Annotated in this window: 26 protein-coding genes; 11 read left to right on the plus strand and 15 right to left on the minus strand. The window is 67.0% G+C overall.

Annotated elements, in window-relative coordinates; all coding sequences use genetic code 11:
• Positions 1-20 precede the first annotated feature (20 nt).
• The 6 genes from EV646_RS01445 (at position 21) to EV646_RS01470 (ending at position 6,665) form a co-directional block, all read left to right on the plus strand.
• Positions 21-905 (plus strand): universal stress protein, encoded by an 885-nt coding sequence (locus tag EV646_RS01445; protein ID WP_132143083.1) that lies wholly within the window; start codon positions 21-23, stop codon positions 903-905.
• Between the two features lie 18 nt (positions 906-923).
• Positions 924-3,644 carry a helix-turn-helix transcriptional regulator gene (locus tag EV646_RS01450; protein ID WP_199236742.1) on the plus strand — a complete coding sequence of 907 codons (2,721 nt, stop codon included), beginning with the start codon at positions 924-926 and terminating at the stop codon, positions 3,642-3,644.
• A gap of 57 nt (positions 3,645-3,701) precedes the next feature.
• Complete coding sequence (locus EV646_RS01455; RefSeq protein ID WP_132143087.1) at positions 3,702-4,052, plus strand: VOC family protein; 351 nt, start codon at positions 3,702-3,704, stop codon at positions 4,050-4,052.
• Between the two features lie 207 nt (positions 4,053-4,259).
• The gene (locus tag EV646_RS01460) at positions 4,260-4,892 is read left to right on the plus strand and encodes a VOC family protein (protein ID WP_132143089.1); all 633 of its coding nucleotides are present in this window, start codon (positions 4,260-4,262) and stop codon (positions 4,890-4,892) included.
• Positions 4,889-6,208 carry a dihydrolipoyl dehydrogenase family protein gene (locus tag EV646_RS01465; protein ID WP_132143091.1) on the plus strand — a complete coding sequence of 440 codons (1,320 nt, stop codon included), beginning with the start codon at positions 4,889-4,891 and terminating at the stop codon, positions 6,206-6,208. The genes EV646_RS01460 and EV646_RS01465 overlap by 4 nt, the downstream gene beginning before the upstream one ends.
• A 124-nt stretch (positions 6,209-6,332) precedes the next feature.
• The gene (locus EV646_RS01470) at positions 6,333-6,665 is read left to right on the plus strand and encodes a hypothetical protein (RefSeq protein WP_199236743.1); all 333 of its coding nucleotides are present in this window, start codon (positions 6,333-6,335) and stop codon (positions 6,663-6,665) included.
• 3 nt (positions 6,666-6,668) lie between these two features.
• On the opposite strand, the gene ftsH is transcribed toward EV646_RS01470, so the two are convergent.
• The 4 genes from ftsH to EV646_RS01490 form a co-directional block, all read right to left on the minus strand.
• A complete protein-coding gene (gene ftsH / locus EV646_RS01475) occupies positions 6,669-8,633 on the minus strand; it encodes an ATP-dependent zinc metalloprotease FtsH (RefSeq protein ID WP_132143093.1) in 1,965 nt (654 codons plus the stop codon).
• Between the two features lie 64 nt (positions 8,634-8,697).
• Positions 8,698-9,456, minus strand: coding sequence for a DinB family protein (locus EV646_RS01480; RefSeq protein WP_132143095.1), 759 nt, complete (start codon positions 9,454-9,456; stop codon positions 8,698-8,700).
• A 23-nt stretch (positions 9,457-9,479) separates the two neighbouring features.
• Positions 9,480-10,223, minus strand: coding sequence for a peptidoglycan-binding protein (locus EV646_RS01485; protein ID WP_199236744.1), 744 nt, complete (start codon positions 10,221-10,223; stop codon positions 9,480-9,482).
• Entirely contained in the window at positions 10,220-10,420 is a 201-nt protein-coding gene (locus tag EV646_RS01490) for a hypothetical protein (protein ID WP_132143097.1), read from the minus strand. Before EV646_RS01490 ends, EV646_RS01485 begins: the two co-directional genes overlap by 4 nt.
• Before the next feature lie 132 nt (positions 10,421-10,552).
• On the opposite strand from EV646_RS01490, the gene EV646_RS01495 reads away from it, so the two are divergent.
• From EV646_RS01495 to EV646_RS01515, 5 genes are all read left to right on the plus strand, one after another.
• Positions 10,553-11,551, plus strand: a complete 999-nt coding sequence (locus EV646_RS01495) for an ABC transporter ATP-binding protein (protein WP_132143099.1) — start codon at positions 10,553-10,555, stop codon at positions 11,549-11,551.
• The gene (locus EV646_RS01500; protein ID WP_132143101.1) at positions 11,541-12,356 is read left to right on the plus strand and encodes an ABC transporter permease; all 816 of its coding nucleotides are present in this window, start codon (positions 11,541-11,543) and stop codon (positions 12,354-12,356) included. The genes EV646_RS01495 and EV646_RS01500 overlap by 11 nt, the downstream gene beginning before the upstream one ends.
• Complete coding sequence (locus EV646_RS01505) at positions 12,349-13,182, plus strand: ABC transporter permease (protein ID WP_132143103.1); 834 nt, start codon at positions 12,349-12,351, stop codon at positions 13,180-13,182. Before EV646_RS01500 ends, EV646_RS01505 begins: the two co-directional genes overlap by 8 nt.
• A 60-nt stretch (positions 13,183-13,242) precedes the next feature.
• Complete coding sequence (locus EV646_RS01510; RefSeq protein WP_241995134.1) at positions 13,243-13,383, plus strand: hypothetical protein; 141 nt, start codon at positions 13,243-13,245, stop codon at positions 13,381-13,383.
• Between the two features lie 94 nt (positions 13,384-13,477).
• On the plus strand, positions 13,478-14,689 hold the full coding sequence (locus EV646_RS01515; RefSeq protein ID WP_132143105.1) for a DUF4142 domain-containing protein: 1,212 nt from the start codon (positions 13,478-13,480) through the stop codon (positions 14,687-14,689).
• A gap of 40 nt (positions 14,690-14,729) precedes the next feature.
• On the opposite strand, the gene EV646_RS01520 is transcribed toward EV646_RS01515, so the two are convergent.
• The 11 genes from EV646_RS01520 to EV646_RS01570 form a co-directional block, all read right to left on the minus strand.
• A complete protein-coding gene (locus EV646_RS01520; protein WP_132143107.1) occupies positions 14,730-15,875 on the minus strand; it encodes an XdhC family protein in 1,146 nt (381 codons plus the stop codon).
• On the minus strand, positions 15,865-17,475 hold the full coding sequence (locus tag EV646_RS01525) for a long-chain fatty acid--CoA ligase (protein ID WP_132143109.1): 1,611 nt from the start codon (positions 17,473-17,475) through the stop codon (positions 15,865-15,867). The genes EV646_RS01520 and EV646_RS01525 overlap by 11 nt, the downstream gene beginning before the upstream one ends.
• Entirely contained in the window at positions 17,475-17,951 is a 477-nt protein-coding gene (locus tag EV646_RS01530) for a (2Fe-2S)-binding protein (RefSeq protein WP_132143111.1), read from the minus strand. Before EV646_RS01530 ends, EV646_RS01525 begins: the two co-directional genes overlap by 1 nt.
• Before the next feature lie 7 nt (positions 17,952-17,958).
• Entirely contained in the window at positions 17,959-20,301 is a 2,343-nt protein-coding gene (locus EV646_RS01535) for a molybdopterin cofactor-binding domain-containing protein (RefSeq protein WP_132143113.1), read from the minus strand.
• A 128-nt stretch (positions 20,302-20,429) separates the two neighbouring features.
• Complete coding sequence (locus tag EV646_RS01540) at positions 20,430-21,668, minus strand: PucR family transcriptional regulator (protein ID WP_132143115.1); 1,239 nt, start codon at positions 21,666-21,668, stop codon at positions 20,430-20,432.
• Between the two features lie 54 nt (positions 21,669-21,722).
• On the minus strand, positions 21,723-22,343 hold the full coding sequence (gene vanX, locus EV646_RS01545; protein WP_132143117.1) for a D-Ala-D-Ala dipeptidase VanX: 621 nt from the start codon (positions 22,341-22,343) through the stop codon (positions 21,723-21,725).
• A complete protein-coding gene (gene vanA-Sc / locus EV646_RS01550; protein ID WP_132143119.1) occupies positions 22,333-23,379 on the minus strand; it encodes a D-alanine--(R)-lactate ligase VanA-Sc in 1,047 nt (348 codons plus the stop codon). The genes vanX and vanA-Sc overlap by 11 nt, the downstream gene beginning before the upstream one ends.
• Positions 23,372-24,340 (minus strand): D-lactate dehydrogenase VanH, encoded by a 969-nt coding sequence (gene vanH, locus EV646_RS01555; RefSeq protein ID WP_199236815.1) that lies wholly within the window; start codon positions 24,338-24,340, stop codon positions 23,372-23,374. Before vanH ends, vanA-Sc begins: the two co-directional genes overlap by 8 nt.
• Positions 24,341-24,474: 134 nt before the next feature.
• Positions 24,475-25,065: a VanZ family protein gene (locus tag EV646_RS01560; protein ID WP_132143123.1), complete on the minus strand. Its 591-nt coding sequence runs from the start codon at positions 25,063-25,065 to the stop codon at positions 24,475-24,477.
• 2 nt (positions 25,066-25,067) lie between these two features.
• On the minus strand, positions 25,068-26,192 hold the full coding sequence (locus EV646_RS01565) for a lipid II:glycine glycyltransferase FemX (RefSeq protein WP_132143125.1): 1,125 nt from the start codon (positions 26,190-26,192) through the stop codon (positions 25,068-25,070).
• Positions 26,189-26,809 (minus strand): M15 family metallopeptidase, encoded by a 621-nt coding sequence (locus tag EV646_RS01570; protein WP_132143127.1) that lies wholly within the window; start codon positions 26,807-26,809, stop codon positions 26,189-26,191. Before EV646_RS01570 ends, EV646_RS01565 begins: the two co-directional genes overlap by 4 nt.
• Position 26,810: the final 1 nt, after the last annotated feature.

Raw genomic sequence — 26,810 nt, forward strand, 5'->3', positions numbered from 1 at the left:
CAGCACAGAGGAGGCAACTCATGAGGCTGTTCCGCGGCGCCGCCGTACCTTCGTCGGACACCCGCCCGATCTCGCCGGCTGGGCCTGACAACGGACCCGTTGTCGTCCTGGTCGACCCGCGTGGCTCCGACGGGGACGCGCTGGAGTGGGCCGCGGCCGAAGCTGCTGCGCGGGCATCCGAGTTGCGGATCGTCTACGCGTTCCGGTGGCCGCGGCTGCTCGACCCGCTCGGCAACCCGACAGTCGATCTTCACGTTCGCGAAGCTGCCGAGGCAGTCGTCACCGCAGCGATCGACCGGGCCCGCCGGATCGCGCCGTCGCTGCGGATCGCGACCACCGTTTACCCGGGTCGGCAGGTCGCGGCCCTGCTCAGCGAAGCCAGTGCTGGTGCTCTGGTCGTGCTCAGTCACAACACGAAGTCCCTCGAACGAACGCTGGCTCGGCGGTTGGTCCGCCGTACGACGGCGTCGCTGGCGGTGATCGGATTGTCGACTGCAGGCTCGGTCGGGCCGAATAGAGGGCGAGTGGTCGTCGGCGTTGACGACAATGGCGGGCCGTCGGCGGCGTTGGGATTCGCGTTCCGCGCGGCACAGCGCCGAGGCATCGGTCTGACCGTCGTACACGCGACGGCGTCGATCGGGCGCGGCGAAGTCGACGAAGTGGTGCGAATCTGGCGGATGGCTTACCCCGAGGTCGACGTTCGGTTGGAACTCGCTCGGGGTCCGGTCGATGGCGTCGTACTGGCGGAGTCGGTGGCTGCTGCTTTGACCGTGCTTGGTCCGGATCGTCACGGGGTGCTGCATCGGGCTGTGCGCGGATCGGCGTCGTACAACGTCCTCCGCCTGGCTCGTGGACCAGTGGTCGTCGTCGGACGGTCTGCGTTGCATCGAGGCGATGGCGGGTGAAAACCTGACCTGGTGGCGATGGCGGAGCGTGAACTGCGGGGGCGGCGGCGGGAAACCGCTGCACTGGACGGACTGATCAGTGCGGCGCGGACGGGCCGGAGTGAGGTGCTCGTTCTTCGCGGCGAGGCCGGTGTCGGCAAGTCGGCGTTGCTCGAGTCGCTGGTGGCACGCAGTGGTACGTGCCGGATCGCGCGAGCCGTCGGGGTGGAGTCCGAGATGGAGCTCGCGTACGCCGGACTCCATCAGCTCTGCCAGCCGTTCCTGGAGCTGACCGACCGCCTTCCGCGCCCGCAGCACGAGGCCCTCGGTACGGCGTTCGGCCAGCAGAGCGGACCTGCGCCGGACCGTTTCCTCGTCGGCCTCGCCGTCCTCAACCTGCTGTCCGACGCGGCCGCGGAGCAGCCGGTCCTGTGCGTGATCGACGACGCGCAATGGCTCGACCGGATGTCGGCGCGAATCCTCGCGTTCGTCGCCCGGCGACTGGCGGCCGAGTCGGTGGTCATGGTCTTCGCCGTCCGCGATGGTGAGGACCACGAATTGACCGGACTGGCGGAGCTCGAGATCCGCGGGCTGGGCGCTGCGGACGCGCGAGCGCTGCTCGATTCGGTGCTACCAGGGCCGGTCGACCCGCGGATCCGGGACCGGATCGTGGCTGAGACTAGGGGCAACCCGCTGGCCCTGCTCGAGCTACCCCACGCGTGGAGCCTGACCGAACTGGCGGACGGCGTCAGCCCGGGGACGCTGGCCAGCCGGATCGAAGAGGGCTTCGTACGACGCCTCGAGGTACTGCCGGCCGACACGCGACGACTCCTGCTCACGGCCGCAGCGGAACCCCTGGGCGACCCGGCTCTGCTCTGGCGTGCGGCGGAGTTGCTGGAGCTCGGAGCAGACCCCGCTGCAGCAGCGATCGAGTCTGGACTGATCACCTTCGGCCGGCACATCCAGTTCCGGCACCCGATGGTGCGGTCGGCGGCGTACCGGCTGGCGACACCGCAGGAACGGCAGGCCGTGCACCAGGCGCTGGCTGAGGTGACCGATCCCGACGCCGATCCGGACCGGCGCGCGTGGCATCGAGCCCACGCAACTGCCCGGCCCGACGAGGACGTCGCTGCCGAGCTGGAGCGGTCTGCGGTGCGGGCTCAGGCACGCGGTGGCTTCTTCGCGGCGGGCGAATTCCTGGAGCGTTCGGCGGCGCTGACGCTCGACCCGGACCGCCGGGCCCAGCGGCTGCTGGCCGCGGCTGCAGCGAAGCGCAGTGCGGGCGCGCTCGAGGCGGCGCTCGAGCTGATCAGTGGGGCGGTGGCCGGACCACCGAACGCGGTCTGCGAGGCCGAGGCCGAGCGGCTCCGTGGAGAGATCGCGTTCGATCAGGGGCGGGCTCGCGAGGCCGCGCGTACTCTGCTCGGCGCGGCGAGGCTGCTCGACCCACATGATCCGATCCGGGCGCGGGTGACTTATCTGGAGGCGATGTCGGCGGCGATCTGGGCCAGCGGTCCGGACGCGCCGGGCATCCTGGCGTTCGCCGCAGCCGCGGCTCCTCCTCCGGTCGACTCGAACCCGCCGGCCGACCTGCTGCTGCAGGCGCTCGCACTGCGGATCACCCGCGGGTATTCCGCTGCCGCACCGGACCTGATCAGGGCACTCGATCACGCCCGCCGAGCGGATATCGGCGCCGACGACATCGGCAGCTGGCTCTGGCTGTCCGGGAACCGGGTCAGCGGCATCGTCGCCATCGAGGTGTGGGACTTCGACGCCGCTCTCGAGCTCGCCCTCCGGCAGGACCGGATGGCCCGGGAGACCGGTGCGCTGGTGCAACTCCAGTTCGCCCTCAGCTTCCGCGCCAACCTGCAATGCCTGACCGGCGAGTTGTCCGCAGTGGCCGGTCTGGTCGACGAGGACCATCAGATCGCGGCGTCGACCGGGAATCCCCGGCTCGCGTACGGTGCTCTGCTGCTCGAGGCCTACCGCGGCAACGAAGTAGTCGCTCGGCAATTGATCGACGCAACCATCCGGGACGCGACCGAGCACAGCCAGGGCCGGATGGCGGCCTTCGCGACGTACGCGAACTCGGTCCTGCACAACGGTCTCGGCAAGTACGACGTCGCCCGGGACGCTGCGCTGCAAGTCTTCGAGCAGGACGTCGTCGGGTACGGCGTACTGGTCGTGGCCGAGCTGGCCGAAGCAGCCTCCAGGACCGGCGACACCAAACTCGTCGAGTCCGCGCTCGCCTGGCTGACCGAGCGCGTCACGACCACGCCGACAGCGTGGGGGCGCGGGATCGAGGCACGCGTCCGGGCCCTCCTCGGAGCGGACGAAAACGCCTACCTTGTGTCGATCGAGCACTTGAGTCAGACCAGCCTGGCCGTTGAGGTCGCTCGTGCCCATCTCCTGTACGGCGAGTGGCTGCGGCGCGAAGGTCGTCGCGTGGATGCTCGAGAACAACTGCGGACGGCTCACGAACAGCTGGAGGAGATGGGACTCGAGGCCTTCGCCGAACGTGCCCGGCACGAGCTGCTCGCAACCGGGGAGACAGTCCGCAAACGTACGCCGGACACGCTCACCGACCTCACTGCCCAGGAGGCACAGATCGCCGGGCTGGCCCGCGACGGCCTGACCAACGTCGAGATCGGAGCGCAGCTGTACATCAGTCCCCGCACCGTGGAGTGGCACCTCCGCAAGACGTTCTCCAAGCTCGGCATCAGCTCGCGCCGGCAACTCCGGAGTGCACTGGCCCGCTGAGGTGCACCAGGGATTTCCACGGGGGCGACGGCAGCGACCGGGACGGACGATCGTCACATGGACACCAAGCTCAAGGCCGTCGTCGTACCTGTATCCGACGTCGACCGGACCCGGCATTTCTACCGTGCCCTGGGTTTTCACCTGGATTCCGACCAGGCGGACGGCGAGGTCCGGGCCGTGCAGCTCACTCCGGCGGGCTCGTTGTGTTCGATCATCATCGGGACCGGCATCAGCCCGGCTGAGCCCGGGTCGGCCGTCGGCGTACTGAGGGTGAACGACCTGCGTGCAGCGGTCGCGGAGCTGCAGTCCCGCGGCGCGGCTCCAAGCCCGATCTCCCGAGATCCGGCCGGACTCGACCAGGCCTCCTTCACCGACCCCGACGGCAACCGGTGGCTGCTGGTCGCCTGAACACGCCGAACCGGCCGCAGTGAGAGGCGCCGGCGATCTCGACCTTCTTGGCGCCCGCCCGGGTCGCCATCGACCCCGCGCTGGTCACTCCTCGACCGGCAGGCGCCCGTAGCCTGACCCGGCACGACACCAGGGATAACCCCTGGGGTGAAGCCGTCCACGCGGCGCGACAGTAATTGATGTAACCACCCACCACAGGAGGAAGCAGTGAGCACCGATTTCAAGTTCGAGGCCGTCGTCATTCCCGTGACCGATGTCGACAAGGCGAAGGCGTTCTACCAGCAGCTGGACTGGCGGCTGGACGCCGACTTCGCGTTCGACAACGGCTTCCGGGTCGTCCAGTTCACCCCGCCGGGTTCGCCGGCCTCGGTTCAGTTCGGCACGAACATCACCACCGCCGAGCCGGGCTCGGCGCAGGGCCTGTACCTGATCGTCTCCGACATCGAGACCGCACGCGCCGAACTCGCCGCTCGCGGCGTCGAGGTCAGCGAGGCGTTCCACCCGTCGACGCCGGGCGCGCAGTTCCAGGCCGACGACACCAGCGGCCGGATCACCGGACCCGCCGATGAGCGTGCCAGCTACAGCTCGTTCGCCACGTTCAGCGACCCGGACGGCAACGGCTGGCTGCTGCAGGAGGTCACCAAACGGCTCCCCGGTCGCGTCGACCCCGCCGAGACGTCGTACACCTCGGTGGACGACCTGAAGCAGGCCCTGCAGCGCGCGGCAACCGCCCACGGCGAGCACGAGAAGCGCAACGGCGGTCAGTACGACGAGGCCTGGCCCGAGTGGTACGCCGCCTACATGGTCGCCGAGCGCACCGGTCAGGAGCTCCCCCAATGAGCGACTACGACGTCATCGTGATCGGCGGCGGCTCCCCCGGTGAGCACGCCGCCGGCGCCCTCGCCGAGGGCGGCCTGCGGGTCGCGGTCGTCGAGCGCGAACTGGTTGGCGGGGAATGCTCGTATTGGGCGTGCATCCCGTCCAAGACGCTACTGCGCCCGGGCGAGGCGGCTCAGGCCGCGAACGAGGCCGCCGCTCCCGCAACAGTCGACGTACCGGCGGCCCTCGCCTGGCGCGACTTCATGGTGTCGGACTACTCCGACGCCGGCCAGGAGAAGTGGCTCGCCGACAACGGCATCGACCTCATCCGTGGCCGCGGCCGGCTCGCCGGCACAGGTGTGGTCGAGGTCGACGGACGCCGCTACACCGCGGATCACGTCGTACTCGCGACCGGGTCCGAACCCGTCATCCCGCCCATCCCGGGCCTTCGTGAGCTCGACGGCATCTGGACCAACCGCGAAGCGACAAGCATGAAAGCGGTGCCTCGCCGCCTGGTCATCCTCGGCGGTGGAGCAGTCGGCGTCGAAATGGCACAAGCGGTACGGCGCTTGGGCGGCGAAGTCGTCCTAGTCGAGTCCACCGACCACGTCCTGTCGCGCGAGGCGGCACCGCTGGGCGAGGCGCTCGGCGAGGTCCTGCGCACCGACGGGATCGAACTGATCCTCGGAGCGCGGGCGAGCGCCGCCCGGCGCGACGGTAACGACTACGTGCTCGTGCTCGACGACGGTCGTGAGGTCCGCGGCGACCGGCTGCTCGTCGCCACCGGCCGTCGTCCGCGGGTCGACGGCATCGGACTGGAGACAATTGGTGTCACGGCCGACGCCCACGGGGTACCTGTCGACGCGCGGCTGCAAGTCGCGCCAGGTGCCTGGGCCGTCGGCGACGTCACCGGGATCTCGCTGTTCACCCACGTCGGCAAGTACCAGGGCCGCGTCGTGGCCGCCAACATCCTCGGCGGACACCGCGAGGCGAACTACGACGCCATCCCCCGGGTCGTCTTCACCGACCAGCAGGCCGCGGCAGTCGGAGCCACGGACGCGCCCGTCAGCGCGACCGTCGCGCTCCGGGATGTGGCGAAGACAGCGACGTACACCCGTGAGTACGCCGACAACAACGGATTCCTCACGCTGCTCAGCGACGGCGAACGTCTCACCGGCGCCTACGCACTCGGCCCGGAAGCCGGCGAGTGGCTTCAGCAGGCCACCCTCGCGATCCGCGCCCGCATCCCACTCGACGTACTGCGGGACACCATCCAGCCCTTCCCCACCTTCTCCGAGATCTACATCGCGGCCCTCAAGGCCCTCAGCAAGGAGTAAGCATGTCCACCATCCACCTGCACGCGAACACCACCGCCACACCCGCACAGTTCCTGGCCGCCCTCACCGACTTCGGTCCCGGCCGCTCGAAGACTTCGGCAACAGCGCCGACGACTACCTCAAGGTGCACGACCAAGGACCGCAGTACGCCGACGTCACCGAAGGCTCCGGCGGTATCTGGGAACGCCTCCACTACGACTGGTCCGACCCCAACCACATCGTCATGATGACCACGGACTCCAACGTCTGGGGCGGCAACTCCGGCCACACCTACACGTTCACCCGCCGGCCCGACGGCCTGACCAGCCTCGACGCCGTCGTCGTACGCCAGGGCAAGAACATCCGCGGCCGGATCCTCGGACTCGTCCTCGGGACCATCGGCACAAGCCTTCTCGCCAAGGCCTTCGCCAACACCGTCAAGGCCATCGAGACTCGCGCCACCACCCAGGTCGACTGAGGATCACGTCCTGGCGTCGTGGGGGATGCCGGCGGCGGCGTAGGCGTCGGCTTCGTCGAGGGTTTCGTGGCGGAGGAGCTGCTCGGCGATGCCGTCGAGACGTTCGCGGTTCTCGCGGAGGAGCCGTCTGGCTTCCTGGTAGCAGTCGTCGATGAGACGTCGTACCTCCGCGTCGACCGTATTGAGGAGTTCCTCGGAAGCGCTGGCCCGTGGATCGCCGTCCGCCGGGAGCACGGAGACGGGACCTACCGCAGCGGACATGCCCCAGCGACCGACCATCGACCGTGCGATCCGGGTCGCGGTCTCGAGGTCGCTCTCGGCGCCTGTGGTGACCACGCCGAGCACTTCCTGCTCGGCGGCCATCCCTCCGAGAGCTCCGATGATCCGGCCGCGCAGGTACTCGGCGTCGTACCCGTATCGGTCCATTTCCGGCGTGGACAGCGTGACGCCCAGCGCGCGTCCGCGGGGGATGATCGAGACCTTGCGCACCGGGTCCGCGCCGACCTGGATCATGCCCAGCAACGCATGACCGCCTTCGTGATACGCCGTACGACGTCGCTCCTCCTCGGGCATCACCACGTTGCGGGCCGTTCCGAGCTGGATCTTCTCCAGCGCATCGGTCAGGTCGTGCTGATGGATCTCCGGCTGGCCCAGTCGCGCGGCGGCCAAGGCAGCCTCGTTCAGCAGGTTGGCCAAGTCGGCGCCGGTCATGCCGGGAGTGGATCGGGCCATCGCGCCGAGGTCGACGTCCGCGGCCAGCGGTTTGCCCCGCGCGTGCACCCGCAGGATCGCCTCGCGCCCGGTCTGATCGGGCGCATGCACGGTGATCGTACGGTCGAACCGGCCGGGCCGCAGCAGCGCCGGATCCAGTACGTCGGGCCGGTTGGTGGCCGCGAGTACGACTACGCCCTCGGTGCCGGAGAAGCCGTCCATCTCGGTCAGGATCTGGTTCAGCGTCTGCTCCCCCTCGTCGTGACCGCCGAACGACCGCGCCCCACCCCGCGCCCGGCCGATGGTGTCGATCTCGTCGATGAAGATGATCGCGGGCGCGACCTTCCGCGCCTCCCCGAACAGTTGCCGTACCCGGCTCGCTCCCACCCCGACGATCGCCTCGATGAACTCCGACGCACTGGCCGAGAAGAACGGGACACCCGCCTCGCCCGCGGTGGCACGCGCCAGCAGCGTCTTGCCGGTGCCGGGCGCACCCGCGAGCAGGACGCCTTTCGGAGCCCGGGCGCCGAGCCGGCGGTACTTGTCCGGGTCTTTCAGGTAGTCGACGATCTCGGTGATCTCGGCCTCGACCTCGTCGATCCCCGCCACGTCGGCGAAGGTCGCCCGTACGCTCTCCGGATCGACCGGCTTTTTCTGCCCGCCGCCGAGCAGCCCGCCCAGGCCGCCCGGGCCTGCCCGTTGCTGACGCCGGAACAGCCAGAAGTAGAACCCGACCAGCAGCAGAATCGGCGCGAACGAGATCAGCAGGTTCCACAGAGCGCCGCGCTCCTGGACCACCGGGGTCGCCCGGACCGTGGTGCCGCTCTTCTCCAGAGCGCCGTACAGGTCGTCATTGGCGAACGTCGGCCGCTCGGTCGTGAACTTCGTGTAGTCGGTGTCGGTCTTGCCCGGTACGGACGCCGCCTGCTTGAGCCGACCCTCGATCGTGTCACCCCGGGCGAAGATCTCGGCGACGTTGCCCTTCTCCACCTGCGTGGTGAACTCGGTGTAGGCGATCGTCTCCGCTCCCCCGGACATCTGGTCCTGCATCGTGGTCAGCAGGAACAGCACCAGGTAGCCACCGACGATCCAGGCCACCCACCGCACCCATTGCGGCCGCCGCGGCCGATCTCCGGTGCCTTTCGGGAGCCCTTCGGTACGCCACGGCTCATCCCCGCGCCGCCGCGGCGACCCATCCGCCCGCTCATCCCGATCCCCGCCCGACTGCTCCCCTTGCCGCCGATCCTGCTCACTCATAGCCGCCTCCGTCGCTTTGGACGCTTCCCATCATCAGGCCAACCGACCCGATCGACGGAACAGCTCACGCGTCGGGATTTGCCTCGATTGTGTTGAGGTCCCGGGTGGCGTAGCGGTGGTGTTCCCATTCCTCTTCGAGGATGACGTGGAGGCAGGAGAGGACGGTCTCGGCGTGGTCGGGGGCGTGGGGGTTTCTGCGGGCTGCGGCCAGGGTCTCCGGTGTGACTGTGGAAAGGTAGTCACGGACCATCGCGACGCGACCGGCGCGCACGTCGAGGACCTCGGCGTACGACGGTTTGACGGTCGTGAAGATCGACGTGTCGAACCCGTCGTCCTCGGTGCCGGTGTCCGTCTGGCCGATGGGGTGGAATGGTTGCTCGATCTCGAGGATCGCCCGGCCCAGCCACATGTCGGTGGCAAGGACCAGGTGCCGCAGGGTCTGCGCGAACGACCACTCGCCGGCCACGGACACATCGACCGTACCAGGCGGCATCGCGGCGACACGGTCGAGCGTGGCCGCCCAGGTGCGCTCGAGCGCAGCCCAGGCTTCGCGCAGACCCGCCGGATCCCCGGCCCGCCGGTTGGCGCGGCCGGGGAATCGCCGGTCGAGTTCGGCTTCGACGTACGGGATCACGTCGACGCCGTTGACGCGGAAGAACGTCTCGCCGTCGGAGAGCCACGGCGCGTCGATGTCCGCCGCCCGCACTTCGACGCCGCGCATCACCACACCGGACAGATCAGACCCCACGAACCGGGCGTCACGCAGATCTACGTCGACGAACTCGGATCCCCGCAGCTCATCGGTCCGACTGAAAGTCGCCATGCAAGCAGTATGAACGCAAGCCCTCAGGTGCGTGGGACCTTGAGCTTGTCCCAGGTCTCCTTGCCGGGGATGCCGTCGGCATCGCTGCCGGGTTGGTCGACCGAGCCCTGGAAGCCGAGTTTGCGTTGCCAGGCCGAGTACGAGCGGAGATCGCCCGTACCCCAGACGTCCTTGTTCGTCTGCGTCTCGTACTTGTTGCACCCGACCGCCACCAGCCGATCGTGCATCGCCGCGATGATCGGGCTGCGGCGCCCCATCACGAAGAACGACTGACCGGGGAAGATGACGAATCCGGTCCGCATTCCCGGCGAGTGCTGGTAGCTGGGCCGCCCGTACCCGGCGATCCAGTTGGACTTGCGCACATGACGGTCACACACGTCGTCGTAGTTGCCCTCGATCGTGAAGACGCGCGAGCCGTCGACCCCCGTGACGATCCCCACGTGGTCGATGGCGGACTTCACGTCGGTACCGCCCCAGTCGAAGAAGACGATGTCACCGCGCTTGATCCCCGCGATGTCCACGTGCCACTGGCCGCGGGTCTTGAACGCGTGGGCATGTGCGGTGGTCAGCGCGTAGTCCTTGCCGAACGTCACGGCGTCTTCGTTGCCCGAGTGCCACGCCCAGTACGTGATCGAGGCATCGCACCACGGGAAGTTGCCGTTGAAGTCCGAGCCGTTGCGCTCGCGGTACCACTTCTGGATCTTGTTCGGCTCACCGAGGCCGAGGTCGAGCTCGGCCTGGTGGATCATGTCCTCGACACCACTCATGAGTCGGCCCTCCCGCCGTACTCGTAGTCACCCCGGCCGTAGCCGCCGTCCTTGTCAGGCGGTCCGAACTCGGCACGCAAGAGGTCGGCTTCGTCGTCGATCCGATGGTCGAAAGTAGGCTCGACCAGCAACCGGGCCTGCTCCTCCTGAGGCATCTCGTCCAGCTCCCCGGACGGATAGTTCCCCTGCATGTTCATCGCTACCACTCCCCCTGAAAACACCCCCAGGTCTTCCTGGCTTCAACGATGCCCCCAAACCTTCCGCCAGTCTTCAGAACGCTCCAGGAAATCGCGTGCCGAGCCGAAACCCAGCTGCTACGGTCGTCCGCAATGCCTCCCATCATCGAGGTCTCCGATCTCACCAAAGAGTTCACCCGCCCCGATGTGCGGCCGGGGCGTTTCGCCGGGACGAGATCGCTGTTCACCCGGGCCCGCAAGGTCACCACAGCCGTCGACGGGATCAGTTTCCAGATCGGCGAGGGCGAGCTGATCGGGTTCCTCGGGCCGAACGGCGCCGGGAAATCCACCACCATCAAGATGCTCACCGGCATCCTGGTCCCGACCTCGGGCACCGTCACGGTCGCCGGTCAGGTCCCCTGGCGCGATCGGCGCCGGAACGCGCGCAGCATCGGCGCGGTCTTCGGGCAGCGCACCCAGCTCTGGTACGACCTCCCGCTCAGAGACTCGTTCGAGATCATCCGGGACCTCTACAGCATGGATCCGGCGACGTACCGGACCCGCCTCGGCGAATTCACCGAGATCCTCGACCTGGACGAGTTCATCGACACCCCGGTGCGATCGCTGTCGCTCGGCCAGCGGATGCGTGGCGACCTGGTCGCCGCCATGCTGTACGCCCCGCCGATCCTGTATCTCGACGAACCGACGGTCGGCCTCGATGTCGTTGCCAAGGGCAAGATCCGGGAGTTCGTCGCGGAGATCAACGCCGGCCGCCGTACGACGGTCATCCTGACCACCCACGACATGGACGACGTCGAGCGGCTCTGCCGGCGCGTGGTGATCATCGACCACGGCAAGATCCTGTACGAGGGCGACGTCGAGATGCTCAAGGCGCAGTACGTCACCAGCCGGGACATCGTGGTGCACTGCACCGACTTCGACGCGACCACCATCACGTCCCCGTTCGCGCAGGTGGTTTCGGCCGACGCGTTCAAGGCGACTCTGCGGTTCGACCCGGAGAGGACCGCCGTACCGAAAGTCGTCCACGACCTCACCTCGCGCTACCCGATCACCGACCTCTCGGTGCTCGAGCCCGACCTCGAGGACGTGATCCGGCAGCTGTACACAGAACGCACGCCCAATGCCCGTTGACACGCTGAGCACGCGCCTGACCGGGCTCCGCGGCCTCTACCGGGCCGGCTACCGCTCGGTTCTCGTCTACCGTGCGGATCTCCTGTTCGGGATCGCCGGACTCGTCATCCAGGCCACCCTGACCGTTGTCGTCTGGCGCGTTCTGTACGACGGTCACGACGAGGTCGCCGGAGTCGGAGCCTCCACCGCGGTCGCGTACGCCGTACTGGCCGCATGTATTCAGTCCATCCTCATGCCATGGCAGTTCTCGTCGCTCCCGCTGCGCGTCCTGCGCGGGCAGATCGGCGTGGACATGATGCGGCCGCGATCGCTGATCAGCCAGAATCTCGCCCAAGCCGCAGGCACGATGGTGGGCAGGCTTCCCGTCGGGGCGGCGGGCCTGCTGACCGGCCTCGCGCTCGGCGGGGTGAAGGCGCCGCACACCCTGCCCGACCTGCTGGCCTGGGTCGTGTCGATGGTGCTCGGCATCGCGAACGTCATGATCATCAATCTGCTGGTGTCCATGATCGCCTTCTGGACCGTCGAGATCGGCGGAATCATGATCCTCTACCGGTTCGGGTCGGCGTTCCTGTCCGGCGCCCTGATTCCGCTGTGGTTCATGCCGGGCTGGCTGCAACCGATCATCAGCTGGCTCCCGTTCCAGGCGCAGATCTACGCGCCGCTGTCCATCTGGTTCGGGACCAGGCACGGCGTCGACCTGCTCGGCACACTCGCACTTCAGCTCGGCTGGGTGCTGGTGCTCTTCGTGCTCTTGCAGCTGGTCTGGCGTCGAGCCGTCCACAAGGTGGTGGTATTCGGTGGCTGAGCTGGTCCGGACCTGGTCCGTTGTCCGGGAGGATCTGCGCGCGAGCCGGATCCTGCTGCGAGCCGGCTGGCGCGCGGCGCTCGTCTATCGCGCCAGCTTCCTTTCGGCGATCGTCGGCGGCGTGGCGCTGCAGGGTACGCAACTGTTGTTCATCGGGGTGCTGCTGTCGAAGTTCAGTGTCATCGATGGCTGGCGATTGAACGACGTAGCGTTCCTGTTCGCCATGCGGCTGGCCGCGCATGCGTTCTACGTGGTCCCGTTCGGTGCGCTCGTGATGATCGACTACTCCATCCAGCAAGGCGAAGTCGACCGCTACTTGCTTCGCCCGGCCGGAATCTATCTGCAGGTCGTCACCCGCCACGCACCACTCATGGCCCTCGGCGACGCGCTTCTCGGCTTTGGCTCGCTGGCGATCTTCGCCGGTCAGTCCTCGGTGTCCTGGACGCCAGGAAAAGTGGCGTTCCTGATTGCCGCGGTGATCGGTGGCGGCCTTGTCGAAACCGGGATGCAGACGTTCCTGGCGGCATTCTCCTTCCGGATGACGTCCACCATCTCGCTCCGGATCCTCGCCGACGACACCATCACCCGCTTCAGCGGCTATCCCCTGACCATGTTCAACCGCTGGGGATTCCTCTCCCTCACCTTCGTCTTCCCGATGGCGTTCATCGCCTACCTGCCGGCCACCATGCTCCTCGGACGCACCGATCAGCTGCCAACCGCCACCTGGCTGGCAGCCATCTCACCGTGCGGCGGCCTCATCATCTTCACCATCGGCCTGACCTTCTTCAACTGGATGACCCGCAAGTACAACAGCCCTGGGAGCTAAGTCAGGCGGGGCAGCGAGTGTTGTGTGGCGGCACCGCAAAGCATCAGGTGTCGGATCTGGGTGAGGGCGTTCAACGGCCAAACCGGCGAGGACCCGATCTTCCAGGGCACGCCCGACTTTGACCTCGAACTCATCGAGACCCGCACCCTCGACGGCCACACCCAAGAACTCATCTACCGCCCCACCCTGCATATCCCCTGACGCACTACCAGCGTGTCGTGATCTCGGCTGGACCGGCACAGGACACCGCTTTAGTGTCGTAAAGGTGCCTCGACGACAGGCTGTTCCCCGGCAGATGGTGGCTGCACGTCTGTCGGCGTTTCTGCTTCTGGTCGTCGCTGGCGTGCTCGGCACCGCGCAACCGGGGTTCGCGAGTACGACGCAACAAGATGTCGGCTATCTCAACGCGGCGCACCAGATCAATCTGACCATCATTCAGGCCGGCCAGGCCGCCAAGACCCATGGCAAGAGTTCGTGCGTACGGCGCGTGGGCGCCCAACTGGAGCGTGACCACCGCAGGCTGGCCGCGCAGGAACTCAAGGCCGCCAGCCAACTCGGCGTCGGGCTGGTCCCCATACCTTCGCAGGAACAACGTCAGAAGCTCAACGCCCTCGCGGCCAAAGCCGGAACCTCCGGGTACGACGCCGCGTGGCTGGCGTTGCAGCGGCAGGAGCACCGGCAGTACCAGACGGCTATTTCAAGCGAACTCGCCAGAGGCCACGAGGCTGCCGTCAAGTCAGTGGCCAAAGGCGCCCAGTCCGTGATCCAGATGCATCTGCAGATGGTCGGAGGTCCCTGTCGCGTCGGAACCGACTCCCCCAGAGTGCCCACAGGCGACGGCGGCCAGATGGCCGACGCCCAGCGGATCCGCTCGCAGGCAGGATTGGTCCTCGTCGGACTCGGCGTACTTCTTCTCGCCGGCAAGCCGATCCGAGCGCGCCGGCACCTCCTCGGCCTCGCCGCGTCGGTCATCGGAGTCGCCCTGGTGTTCGCCGGGCCGCCCGGCGACGCCGGAAAGGTTCCCGAAGGACGCCCTTCCGCCGCGGAACGGGAAGCCGCCATACCACCGGTCCGGCTCACGCTCCCCGGTTTCGTGAACGCGCCAGTTGAACCGGTCGCGACCGCCCGCGACGGCCAACTCCAGGTGCCGAAGTCGCCTGCCGGCGTGGGCTGGTGGGCAGCAGGTGCGGCGCCGGGCTCGACCGCCGGCACTGTGCTACTTGCCGGCCACGTCGATACCGCCCAATACCGCCGGGGCGTTTTCGCCGCTCTGTCGACAGTCCCACTCGGCACCAACGTGACCGTGACAACCGGCGACGGACGCCCCCATCGCTACCAAATCGTGGCCCGCCGAACCTACCGCCAGGAAGCCCTGCCCACAGACCTCTTCCACGGCTCGTCACAACCCCGCCTGGCCCTGGTCACCTGCACCGGCCCCTACAACCACGAAACCCACCACTACACCCAAAACCTGGTCCTTTACGCCATCCCACTGGCCCGAAGCTGACTCGGTTTCGCTGAGCCCGCGACAGCTGAGTGATGCTCGCTCAGCGGTGGATCAGCTGGACCTGCGGTTGAGTGTGCGGTCCGTGAATCCGGCCTGTGGTCGACGACAGTCGTTGCCCGCTGGCGGCGCTGCGGTTCGCGATGATCTCCGCCGCGATCGAGATCGCGGTCTCCTCAGGGGTACGTGCGCCGAGGTCCAAGCCGATGGGTGAACACAGCCGGGCGAGCTGGGACTCGCTCACGCCCACCGCCCGCAACCGGGACAACCGATCCTCGTGGGTACGACGTGAGCCCATCGCTCCGATGTAGCCGGCGTCAGTACGCAACGCCACTTCCAGCAGCGGTACGTCGAACTTCGGGTCGTGGGTCAGCACGCACAGTGCGGTACGGCGATCGACCAGGCCCTGCTCGAGTGCCTCCGCAAGGAAGCGGTGAGGCCACTTGACCACCACCTCATCCGCCTCGGGAAACCGCAGCCGGGTGGCGAATACTCCCCGCGCATCGCACACCGTCACGTGATAGCCCAGGAACTTCCCGACCCGAGCCACGGACATCGCGAAATCGATCGCGCCGAACACGAACATCCGCGGCGGCGGCGTGAACGCCTGGACGAATACCGCGACCTCCGAACTCCCACACTCCCCCCGCGCGCCGTAGTACCGGATCGCCGTAGCGCCCTGCTCGAGCATGCCCGCAGCATCCTCCAGTACGGTGGCGTCCAGGCCGGGGTCACCGAGACCGCCGGCGACCCCGTCCGGCCAGACGACAAGTCGCCGACCCAAGCGATCTCCTACCGTGACCACGGTCGCGACGGCAACCGGCCGACCCGAGTCAACCGCATCGGCCACCGCGTCGAACTCGGCGTACGACGCCACGTCGACCGGCTCCACGAACACCTCGATGACGCCGCCACACGTCAGTCCTACGGCGAAGGCGTTGTCATCGGAGACGCCATAGCGCCGTACGGACGGTACGCCGGTCTCGATGACCTCGCGAGCCACCTCATACACGTCGGCTTCAACACAGCCGCCGGACACGCTGCCAACCGCGACGCCCAAACCGGAGACCGCCATGGCCGCGCCTGGCTGGCGCGGCGCCGAGCGGAAGGTGTCGATCACGGTCGCCACCGCGAACCGGTCGCCGTCGGCGTACCACTGCCGAAGGTGTGGGAGAAGGTCACTGACCATAGAGCTGCTCGCGCAAGGTCTTCTTGGAGAACTTTCCGGTGCTGGTCTTGGGGACCTCGTCGATGAACTGGATCTCGTCAGGCAGCCACCACCGCGCAACCCGCGGGCGCAGGTGTTCGAGGACGTCCTCGGCCGTGAGAACCGCGCCGGTCTTGACGACCACACAGGCGACTGGGCGCTCCGACCACTTGACGTCGGGCTTGGCGATCACAGCAGCCTCGGAAACCGAAGGGTGCGCCATGATGTGATTCTCCAACTCCACCGAGGAAATCCACTCGCCGCCGGACTTGACCAGGTCCTTGGCCCGGTCGACCAGCCGCAGGTAGCCGTCCTCCTCGATCACCGCCACGTCCCCGGTGCGCAACCAGCCGTCGTCGGTGAAGTTCGGATCATCGTGGCTGCCGAAGTAGCCGCTGGCGATCCAGGGACCGGAGGCGTGCAGCTCCCCCACCGAGGCCCCGTCCCAGGGCTGCTCGACGCCGCTGTCCGGGTCCACGACGCGCAGATCCACGAGCGGCACCGGCTGCCCCTGACTCGCTCGTACGTGTTGCAACTCCTCCTGCGTGAGATCCGCATGGTGCGACCGCAGGGTGGCCGCCGTCCCGATCGGGCTCGTCTCCGTCATCCCCCACGCCTGCGTGATCGGCAGCCCGATCGCCTCTCGCCACGCCTCGGACAACGTTGACGGAATCGCCGACCCGCCGCCGACGACCAACCGCAGGCTGCTCAGGTCATGCTCGTTCAACAACGGCACCGCGCCCATCCAGATCGTTGGCACCCCGGCGGTGAACGTCACCCGATGCCGCTCGATCAGCCCCAACAGCGCGACCGGCGTCATCGACGGCCCAGGAAACACCAGATCGGCACCAGCGAGTACGGCGGCATACGGCAGCCCCCACGCGTTGACATGGAACATCGGTACGACGGGCAGCAGCACGTCCCGCTCACTGAGCCCGAAAACGTCCGCGGTCAGCGGCATCAGCGAATGCAGCAAGGTGGACCGATGTGAGTAGAGCACCCCCTTGGGATTGCCGGTGGTCCCGGAGGTGTAGCACAGAGCGGCAGCAGTGTTCTCGTCGTCGATCTCGAAGCGACCCTGCTTCGGCGCGGCCTGGGCCAGCAGCGTCTCGTAGTCCCGCACCCGCGGGTCGTCCGGGATCGGTGTGTCGGCACCGTCGTCCATCACCACGAAGAGCCGCACTGACGGCAGCTGATCGGCCAGCGGCCAGAGAACCGGCAACAGCGACCGGTCCACGAAGATCACCTCGTCGTCGGCGTGCTGGACGATGTAGGTGAGCTGGTCTGCGAACAGCCGGATGTTCAGCGTGTGCAGGACTCGCCCGGTGCAGGGCACCGCGAAGTACAGCTCCAGGTGGCGGCCGGTGTTCCAGCCGAAGGTTCCGACGCGCGCCTGCGGACCAAGTCCGAGCTGGTCCAGAACGGTCGCGAGCCGTCGGACGCGCTGCGCCCACTCGGCGTAACTCATGGACTCCTCGCCGATGGCGGTCGCGGTCACGATGTTCTTGTGACCGAACAGCTGCTCGGCGCGGTGGAACACGTGCGGCAGCGCCAGCGGCCGATCCTGCATCAGGCCATGCATCACATGTCCTTGGCGCCGGCCTTGATGGCCTCGCGAATCCGGGAGTAGGTGCCGCACCGGCAGATGTTGCGCAGCTCGTCGAGATCCGCGTCGCCGATCTCGTGACCCTCCGCGTGGGCCTGCTTGACCTTGGCCACGGCGGCCATGATCTGGCCGGGCTGGCAGTAGCCGCACTGCGAGACGTCGTACTCCAGCCAGGCCTGCTGCATCGGGTGCAGGTCCTGGCCGACCGTCGCCGGCAGGCCCTCGATGGTGGTGATCTCATCGGTCGGCTCGATGTCCTTGACCGGCACCGCGCAGGGGTTGAACGCCTTGCCGTTGATGTGGGAGGTGCACGACTTGCAGACCTCCAGTGCGCATCCGTACTTCGGTCCGGTGACGCCGAGCAGATCGCGGAGAACCCACAGCAGCCGGACGTTGTCCTCGGCCTCGACGCTGATCTGCTTGCCGTTGAGCTTGAAACTGTGCGTAGGCATGGATTCCTCAGAAGGTGTGGTCGAGACCGTCGGTCGGTGACTGCGGGGTGGACGGCTCCAGCGGCAGCGGTTCGAAGCCGAGCGTGCCGTGGTTGATCGGGAAGTACGTCGGCATCGTGCCGGTGGCGCGGGCATAGGCACACGCGACCGCGGCGAACGCAGGGGCCACCGCCAGCTCACCGGCTCCGCTGGGCGTGTCGCTGGTGTTGGGCATGATGACCACCTGCACGTCCGGTGGGGTATTCCACTGGCGCGTGTAGAAGTAGTTGTCCCAGCTGCCTTCCAGCGGCATGCCGTTCTTGATGTGCAGGCTCGAGGTCAGCGCCAACGCGATGGCGTCCTGCAGACCGCCGATCATCTGCGCTTCCAGCCCGCGAGGATTGATGCAGAACCCTGGGTCGACCACGATCAGGGCCTTTGTCACCCGTGGTCCGGCCACGCCGTCCTGGATGGGCCGGTTCACCGTTTCGGGCCGGCAGTCGATCTCGACCAGCGTCGCGACCGCGCCGCGGTACTCCGCGTGCACCCCGACACCTTGCGCCGTACCTTTCGGCATCGCCTTACCCCATTGGCCGGCCTCGGCCGCCTTGTTCAGCGCCGCCAGCAAGCGCGGATCCTTGAGGAAGTTGCGGCGGAACCGGACCGGGTCCTGGCCCATCTTCGCGGCGAGCCGATCGACCACGAGCTCCTCGGCACACACCACGTTCGGCGAGTAGATGTTGCGCATGCTGCCGGTGTTGAACTTCAGCGGGATCTCGTTGAGCAGCTGCGTGGTGACGCCGAAGTTGTACGGCGAGGACTGGCTGAGCGCGAAGATCGTCTCGGCGAACGAAAGGTTGCCGCCGACCGGCAGGTGCGCGGCGGTCGAGGTGATCATCTCGCCGAGCCCGTGACCGAAGTCGGTCTGCACACTGGTGTGCCGCTGCTCGTAGCTGAGCACGTTGCCGGCCAGGTAGTTCACCCGTACGCGCGACGTGCACATCGGGTGGGTGCGCCCTTGGCGGAAGTTGTCGGTGCGCGACCAGGACAACTTGACCGGCTTGCCCATCTTCTGGGAGATCTCCGCCGCCTCGGCGGCCACGTCATGGAACAGGTGCCGCCCGAACGAACCGCCACCCTGGACGACGTGCACCAACACCTTGTCGATCGGGAGGCCGAGCTGTTTGGCGATGTCCTCCTGGGCGACGATCGGCACCTTGAGGCTGGACCAGATCTCCGCACTGTCCGGGCGGACGTCGGCGATCGCGCAATCCGGTTCGAGCGGGCTGTTGCTGGCGAAGGCGAAGACGAATTCGGCGTCGATCGTGTTGGACAGCAGCGGCGGCACGGTCATCGGCACCTGGGCGGCGCGTAGCTTCGCCAGCACGGTGGCGTCGGACTCTTTGTCCACCGTGCCAGGTCCCCAGGTCGCGTCGACCACCTGGATCGCGTCGATGCACTGGCCGAACGTGTCGCCCCGGATCGCCACACCGTGGGTGATCGCGACGACATCGGTGATGCCCGGCATCGCGCGTACCTCGGCGAGATTGTTGACCGACACCACCGTGCCGTTGATCGTCGGCGGCCGGGCCACCATGGTCGGCTTGGCGTTCGGGACCTGCAGGTCCATCCCGAATTCCTTGCGACCCGTGACGATGTCGTGAGCGTCGACGCGGTTGTGCGCGCGTCCGAGGATGGTGAACTGGGACTGGGATTTGAGCTGGGCGGAGACTGCGATCGTCTTCGTGCTGGCGGCCGCCTTCGCCAATGACCCGTACGTCGCGGTCCGTCCGTTCGGGCCACTGACCACACCGTTGCCCGTCGCCAGCTGGCCCGTCGGCACATCCCATTGCGCGGCGGCCGTCTCCACCAGGCGTTGCCGGGCGATCGCGGCGGCCGTGCGTACAGGCAGGTACATGCTGCGCATCGAGTTCGACCCGCCGGTCAGCTGATTCATCAGCAGCTCCGGCCGCGCGTCGGCGAGGCCGATGGTGATCTTGTCCATCGGCAGGTCCAGTTCCTCGGCGACCATCATCGCGATCGCTGTGGTCACGCCCTGGCCGACCTCGGCCCTGGGTACGGCGAAGAACGCCGTACCGTCGGTCTTCAGCTCGACCGAGATCAGGCCGGACGTCGGTGCGGCGGCGAGATTCTGCAGATCTCCGAGGTCGAAGATCTCCTCCGGCTGCGGCAGCGAGGGAACAGCCGCATCCGCCTTCCGCGGGTCCGAGGAGTCGGCGATCCAGCTCACGCCGACCGCCAAGGTGGGCGCGGCGAGCAGGTATCCGAGGACGCGACGGCGCCCCACCCGGCCGCCTTCGCCGGCGGGGCTCTCGGTGGGACGGTCCGGCGAACGACGGTGTTCGGCCATGAAGATTCCTCCGTGTTCGACCAATGCTGGAGACGCAGTCTGGCAGCGCAGGCGGCTTTCGCGGCATGGCCAGGACGCCTACGTTTTGCGCAGCCACACTGTGCACAACGCACAGCCGGAGGGATCGGTTACTGCGGCGGAAACAACCGGATGGCACGCAGCGCGAGACCGAGTTCCACGTGGGAGGTCACGTCGGTCAGGTTGCGGCCGGTGATCTGGTGGATCCGGTGGAGCCGATTGATCACCGTGTTGCGGTGGCAGTGCGCCAACTCGGCCGTACCGCGGATCGAACCGCCTGCGGTCACCCACTTCTCGAGGGTGTCGAGCAACAGCTCACGTTCGGCCGCGGGTACCTTCATCAACGGCACCAGCCACGCCTGGACGAGTTGCTCGGCCAGCTCCGGAGCACTGAGCAGCAACGCTTCGGGCAGCCGCTCCGTCAGCGACGCCACCCCGAGCTCACCAGCCGGCAGAGTCCGCCGCGCCAGCCTCGCCTGACGATACGCAACGTCAACATTCGCTAAACCTGTGACGACACCGGACATGCCCGCCGGCACCTGCAGGTTGTCGCGCAGCAGCCTGAGCACCACGTCCGGCGACTCGGTGCCTAGGGCAAGCAACCCGACGACCGCGCCGGCCCGCGTCTGCCAGGCCGAGCCGACTCGTACGACGGCCATCCGCCGTACGAGCGAAGTGGTCAGGCGGTCGTCGTCGGTCTGGGTGTCGATCGCCACCACCGCATAGGGGCCATTTACGGGGACGTCGAGGACCGTCGCCGCCTCATGGACGAAGGCCGGGTCCTTCGCGCGGCCGTGGAGCAGTCCCTCCCACAGCGTCGCCCGGCGCTGCTCGTCGGCGCGGACGAGTTGGCGTTCCGTGGTGTGATAGGCGACCGCGACCTGCGAGGAGGTGGTGTCGACAACCTCCCAGACCTTGCTCGCCACATCCAGCAGGACATCGGTGTCAGCCACACCCAGCGCGCGGGCCTCCTCGATCAGCGCCTCCCACACCAACCGCCCGCCGAGGCGGAACGAGCGGAGCACGTCGTCCAGGGCCATCCGCTGCTCGGCCCGGCGCCGCCCTGTCTCATGCGCGGCGTCGAAGTAGTCCTCGGTGACCGACCCGTCCGGGTGATGATCCGCTCCGGCGATCATCTGCACGACCCGGGCGATGTTGTCGTGACAGGACTGCCACAGGTCTTCCGCCGGAACCGAGTTCATCTCCCGGTAGGCCGGGTTCTGCTCGTAGATGGTCTGAACCAGCGCGTCGGTCACCGCCGGCAGTTGCGCCAGCATGCTCCTGGCCAGCGACTCCGCAGTCTGCGGCGCCACCGGCAGCACCGCGTCCTGACCTGCCACCTCGCCCATGGTTGGCACAGCATGGCACACCACCCCCACCCCTGACAGTCCTCGCGCGGTCCATCACGCCTTCCAGGGGCTGATGGGGAAGTCAAAATAGGTGTCGGGGTAAGGCTCGTCTTTGAGCGTGTAATGCCACCACTCGCAATCGTATGAGCTGAACCCGCTGGCCTCCATGATCGAACGAAGGTATTGACGGTTTCTCGCTTCGGCGTCAGAGATTCCTGTTGCTCCGTGATGCGAGACTGAATCCATCAAGTCATGGTCACCGCCCATCGGAGCCAGTTCACCGGTCGCCAGATGATAGAGCGTCAAGTCGACAGCACTGCCCCGGCTGTGACCAGACTTGACCGCCACATACCCTCTTTCAAACATCTCGGCGCGGTCGATCTTCGGATAGTGCCGCAACTTCGTGCGGCCGTCCTCCGGCTGTTTTGACCAGCGCAGGAAACAATCTACGGCGCGCTGCGGACGGTAGCCATCCCAAAGAAGCAAGCCGAAGCCAAGTGACGCGGCCGCCTCTCGGGCGCTTTCGAGGGCGGCACACAAGGCCCTCGTGCCAACAATCCGATTGGCCAGATATCCGTCCACCGGTCTGCCGGTGAAGTTGTCCCACGTCGCGTACTTGGAATCCCACCGCACTCCGGGGACAAACTCGTCCACGAAGACAAGGTCAGCTTGCATCGGCTTTACCTGTCAACGCCAACGACACCATCCGGTCGATCACCTCACCAAGCGGCAACCCGGCGGCCGCCATCATCCTCGGATAACGGCTGTACGACGTCATGCCAGGCAGCGTATTGACCTCGTTGAGGACCACAGTTCCATCTTCCTTGAGGAACATGTCCACCCGGGCCAGTCCCTTGCATCCCAAGGCACGATAGATGGCCTTTGCGGTCTCCTGCACGCGCGAGCGCATCTCGGCTGGAATGTCCGCGGGGACGATCGGAGTCGAGTTGTCGGAACCGCGTTCGGGCGTACTCTCCTGGTGGATTCTGAAAAAGCCATGGGACAGCGCAATCCGATCCACCTCTCCGGCAATCAGCTCGAGATCGTCACCCAGGATGGCGCATCCGACCTCGCTGCCGGCCACAGACTGTTCGATCAGCACCTTCGAGTCGTACTGCCGTGCGGCCTCCAGCGCACTCGGCAACTCTTCCTTGCGAGCGACCTTGCTGACGCCGAAAGACGAACCCGAGCGGGCAGGCTTGACAAAGACGGGATAGGTCAGCTGCTCGGGATCAACAGTCTCGTCAGCGGCGACGGTCCAGAATTTCGGCGTGGCGATTCCCGCGTTCTTGACGACGACGTAGGCAAGGGACTTGTCCATACACAGGGCAGAACTTGGGATATCGCAGCCCGCGTACGGGATGCCGGACAGTTCCAGCAAGCCCTGAATCGCGCCATCTTCGCCGAGCTTGCCATGCAGAACCGGCAACACCACGTCTAGCTCGATCGTCTCGCATCGCCCCTGTTCCAGGACCAGCAAGCCATGTGCGCCTCGGTCCGGCGACAGCACGGCGGGACGGCAACCGCCGCTCTCCCAGTCTGCGCCAGGGCCATCACAAAGCTGCCACACACCGTCCTTCGTGATCCCGAGATAGTACGGTTCATACTTTTCGGTATCGAGGTGTTTGGCGACCTCCTGCGCAGATTTGATAGAGATGGGATGCTCCTCGGAGCAGCCGCCGAAGATGATGCCGACTTTCAGTCTATCCACGCTGTTTCCTGCTTTCATACTTCAGGCAATTGATGATCGAGTTTTCAACGGTGTCGCTCAAGGCGCGGTCTGTGTAGTACGCGGTGTGCGGACTGATGAGCACGTTGGGCAGTTCGTGCAACCGCAGCAACAGTTCGCTTTCGATGGGTTTGTTTCTGCAGTCGGCGTAGAAGATTCCTTCCTCTCCTTCGACGACATCCAGCGCGGCGCCGCCCAATCTGCCGCTTTCCAGGGCTGGAACAAGGGTCTCGGTGTCGAGGAGAGCGCCGCGTCCAGTGTTGACAATGAACGCGCCGTGCTTCATCTGCTTGATACGTTGACGATTCAAGAGATGGTGCGTATCCGCGGTGAGCGGTGTATGGAGCGTGACGATGTCGCTGTGCTGTAGCAGTTCATCGAGAGGAACGTAGTTGGCCGAGGTCTTGGGACGATTGTCATAAGCCAGCACCCGGCAGCCGAAGCCTCGCAGCCTGTCCATGACCGCGGCGCCGATGCGACCTGTTCCGATGACGCCGACGGTGAGGTCGCGTAGTTCTTTCCCGCGCACGTCATTCAGGCGATAGTCATGGGCTTCGACACGACGGATGACGGACTTTGCCTGTCGCACCGCCATGAGCATCAGCATCAGCGTGTAGTCGGCGACACTGTCGGGCGAGTAGGTGACGTTCTCGACGAAGATCCCGACGCGCGCCGCATACCTCAGATCGATGTGGTTGTATCCGATGCTCCTGGTCGACATATACGTGACGCCGACCTGGCTGAGCGCCCGAAGAGTGGCGCTGGTGATCTGGCTCTTATGACCGACGCTGACGCACCGGTTGCCGAAGGCCAGCTCGACATTCGCCTGAGTGACCGCTGCCTCGGTGATGGTCGGCACCACCCCAAAGCGAGGCGCCAACTCCCGGAACAGGACAGCCTCATCCTGCCCACACCCAAAGACCGTGATTCCCGTTGCCGGCACGGCCGAGGAGGAAGCAGACACCAGCCACCGCTCAAGAGCCGCTGTCCGCACCGATTCGCTGTAGTCCATGCCAACCAGTAAAGGAGGCTTTGTGTTGTCACCACGTATGCGGTTTTCGATATGCCAACCACATGTTAACCGCGGGTAATATCACTTGGTACTGGAGCCGATCGCGGTTGGCCTGAGGACGCTCTGAACGTGGCGCGCCACCAGGGGCGGGATGCCACGGCGGACAGGACGGCGCCGGTGGTGTTGAGGAGTACGTCGTCTACGGAGGACACCCGGTCGAGTCGTAGGACGTACTGGGCGGCCTCGATCAGGATCGAGCAGCCCGCTGCGAGCGCCAGGATTCGCGGGACCGACGCTAGCGCTGGGAACCGCAGCGGGGTGAAGAAACCGAGGGCTGCGAAGATCAGTAGGTTGCCGATGACCTGGGGAGGCGACATCGTGAGCAGGTCGCGTAGCGGCACCAGGCTCACCCGGCCGGGGACGACGCCGGCCCCGCTGCCCGGCAGCATGGTCAGCCACACCCACGGCACCGTCCCGTAGACGATGCCCACCTCGGCCAGCGACGCGCGCCACGCCCACGCCGCCGTGACGCCGGTGACGCGCCGACGGCGTGCCAGAGCCCACACCGCGAGCGCCGCCAACGGCAAGGCGAGCACCGTTATGAGGACAACGCCATTGAACGTACCCAGCCACCCGTGCCACCCATTGATGCGCACCGCTACCTCCGCTTCATCTCGCGCCGGCTCATGTAGAGGTCAAAGGCCCGGTAGACCATCGGGCGCAGCGGCAGGTCCCACTCGCCGACGTACCGGACTGCCTCACCGCCCGTACCGACCTTGAACTGGATCAGCCCGACATGCGGGTCGTCGGCGTCGAGGGTGGGCGTGATGCCGCGCAGGTTGTAGACCTCGCAGCCGGCCGCCAGCGCATCGCGGATCATCGCCCACTGACAGGCGTTGGAGCCGCGCACCTCTCGCTTCGCGGTGGAGGAGGCGCCGTAGAGGTACGACGCGTGCGCGCCGGCGCGGACCATGATGGTGGCGGCGACCAGGTCGCCGTGATGATGGGCGAGGTAGAGCCGAATGCGGTCGGGGTCCTCAGCGCTCATCATCGCGAACATGGTCTCGAAGTAGCGCAGCCCACGGGGCGTGAAGCGGTCGCGCTCGGCCGTGTGCACGTAGAGGTCGTGGAACGCCTTCAGATCCTCGGCCTCGCCGACCGTGACCTCGACGCCCTCCTTGGTCGCCTTCTTGATGTTGCGCCGCCATAGCTGGTTCATCCCCCGGAGCAGGTCGTCCTCGGTCTTGCCGGCCAGCGGAAGCTCATATTTGAACTGCGGCTGACCGGCCCCGAAGCCGTCCTCCGGGCTCTGCGGCAGCCAGCCGGCGTCGCGCAGCTGGTTCGTCACGCGGGCGCCAACCGGGTCGACCTGCGCGGCCATGTCGGTGAGCCGCTCGATCCCCCGATCAGCGATGCCCTCCTTGACCTGGCCAGCGGTCCACGCATGCGTGCGTACTGGCGGACCGAGCCGGATCGCGAACGCGCCGTGCGCCTTGAGGTACGCCGCCAGCGGGTCGAGCCACGCGTCGATCTCGCCGGTCCAGTCGATGGCCGGGCCCTCGGGCAGATAGGCCAGCGTGTAGCGCTCGAGCCGCGGGACCGGGCGGTGAAGAACCAACCCGGCTCCGACCTGCTGCCCGTCGTCGTACCAGCCGAGGGACTCACTGCGCCACACGGTCTTGACGCGGCCCCACGCCGGCGTCTGCAGGAAGCTGACCGGCCGCTGTGTCTGCGCGAACGCCAGGTGCTCGGCGGCGCTGATCGGCCCGACGGTCCGACTCACTGCTGCATCCTGGGATCGTGCGTCGGATCGGCGTACATCCTGGGACAACCGTCCTCGACGGCTTCGGGACGCAGTTCGTAGTGCCAGGGTTCGTTCTTGTAGATCTGGCACAGCCCGTACCTGGCGCCGTGCTTGGACAGCCAGGCGGTGGCGTCGGAGCGCCCGATGTCGATCGCGTGCCCCGACACGTGTGGAGACGTCTCAGGGGTAGCCACCCATCGAGCGGCCTCCTTTTCCGAGCCGTATTTCGAGACCGCCTCACGGAGTAGTTGCTCCTGGTACGCCGGGGAGCGCCAGCCGCTGTTGACGAAAAACTCGACCCCGTCGTCCGCAGCATCCGTCGCAGCTCTGCGCAGGGCACGGAGCAGATCGGGGTCGAGGTTCGCAACAGCAGGAACTTCGTCATCGAAAACCGTCACACCGTCGGGCACGACGCCATCCGCCTCGCCGACTGCAGAGGGGTGAGTGTCGCTCGGCGGTGCGGAAGTGAAGGAGGACGGCGCCAGCACTTGGTGAATGAAGACGCCGACAAGCGCCACGTTGGCGACCACAAGGGCCGCGCGGATGATCAATTTGGTACGGCGACTTGCTGCGTGTACCGGTTCACTGGCGAGCATG

Origin of the sequence: Kribbella antiqua, from assembly GCF_004345665.1 — a bacterium.
In the GTDB taxonomy this organism is placed as follows: Bacteria; Actinomycetota; Actinomycetes; order Propionibacteriales; family Kribbellaceae; genus Kribbella; species Kribbella antiqua.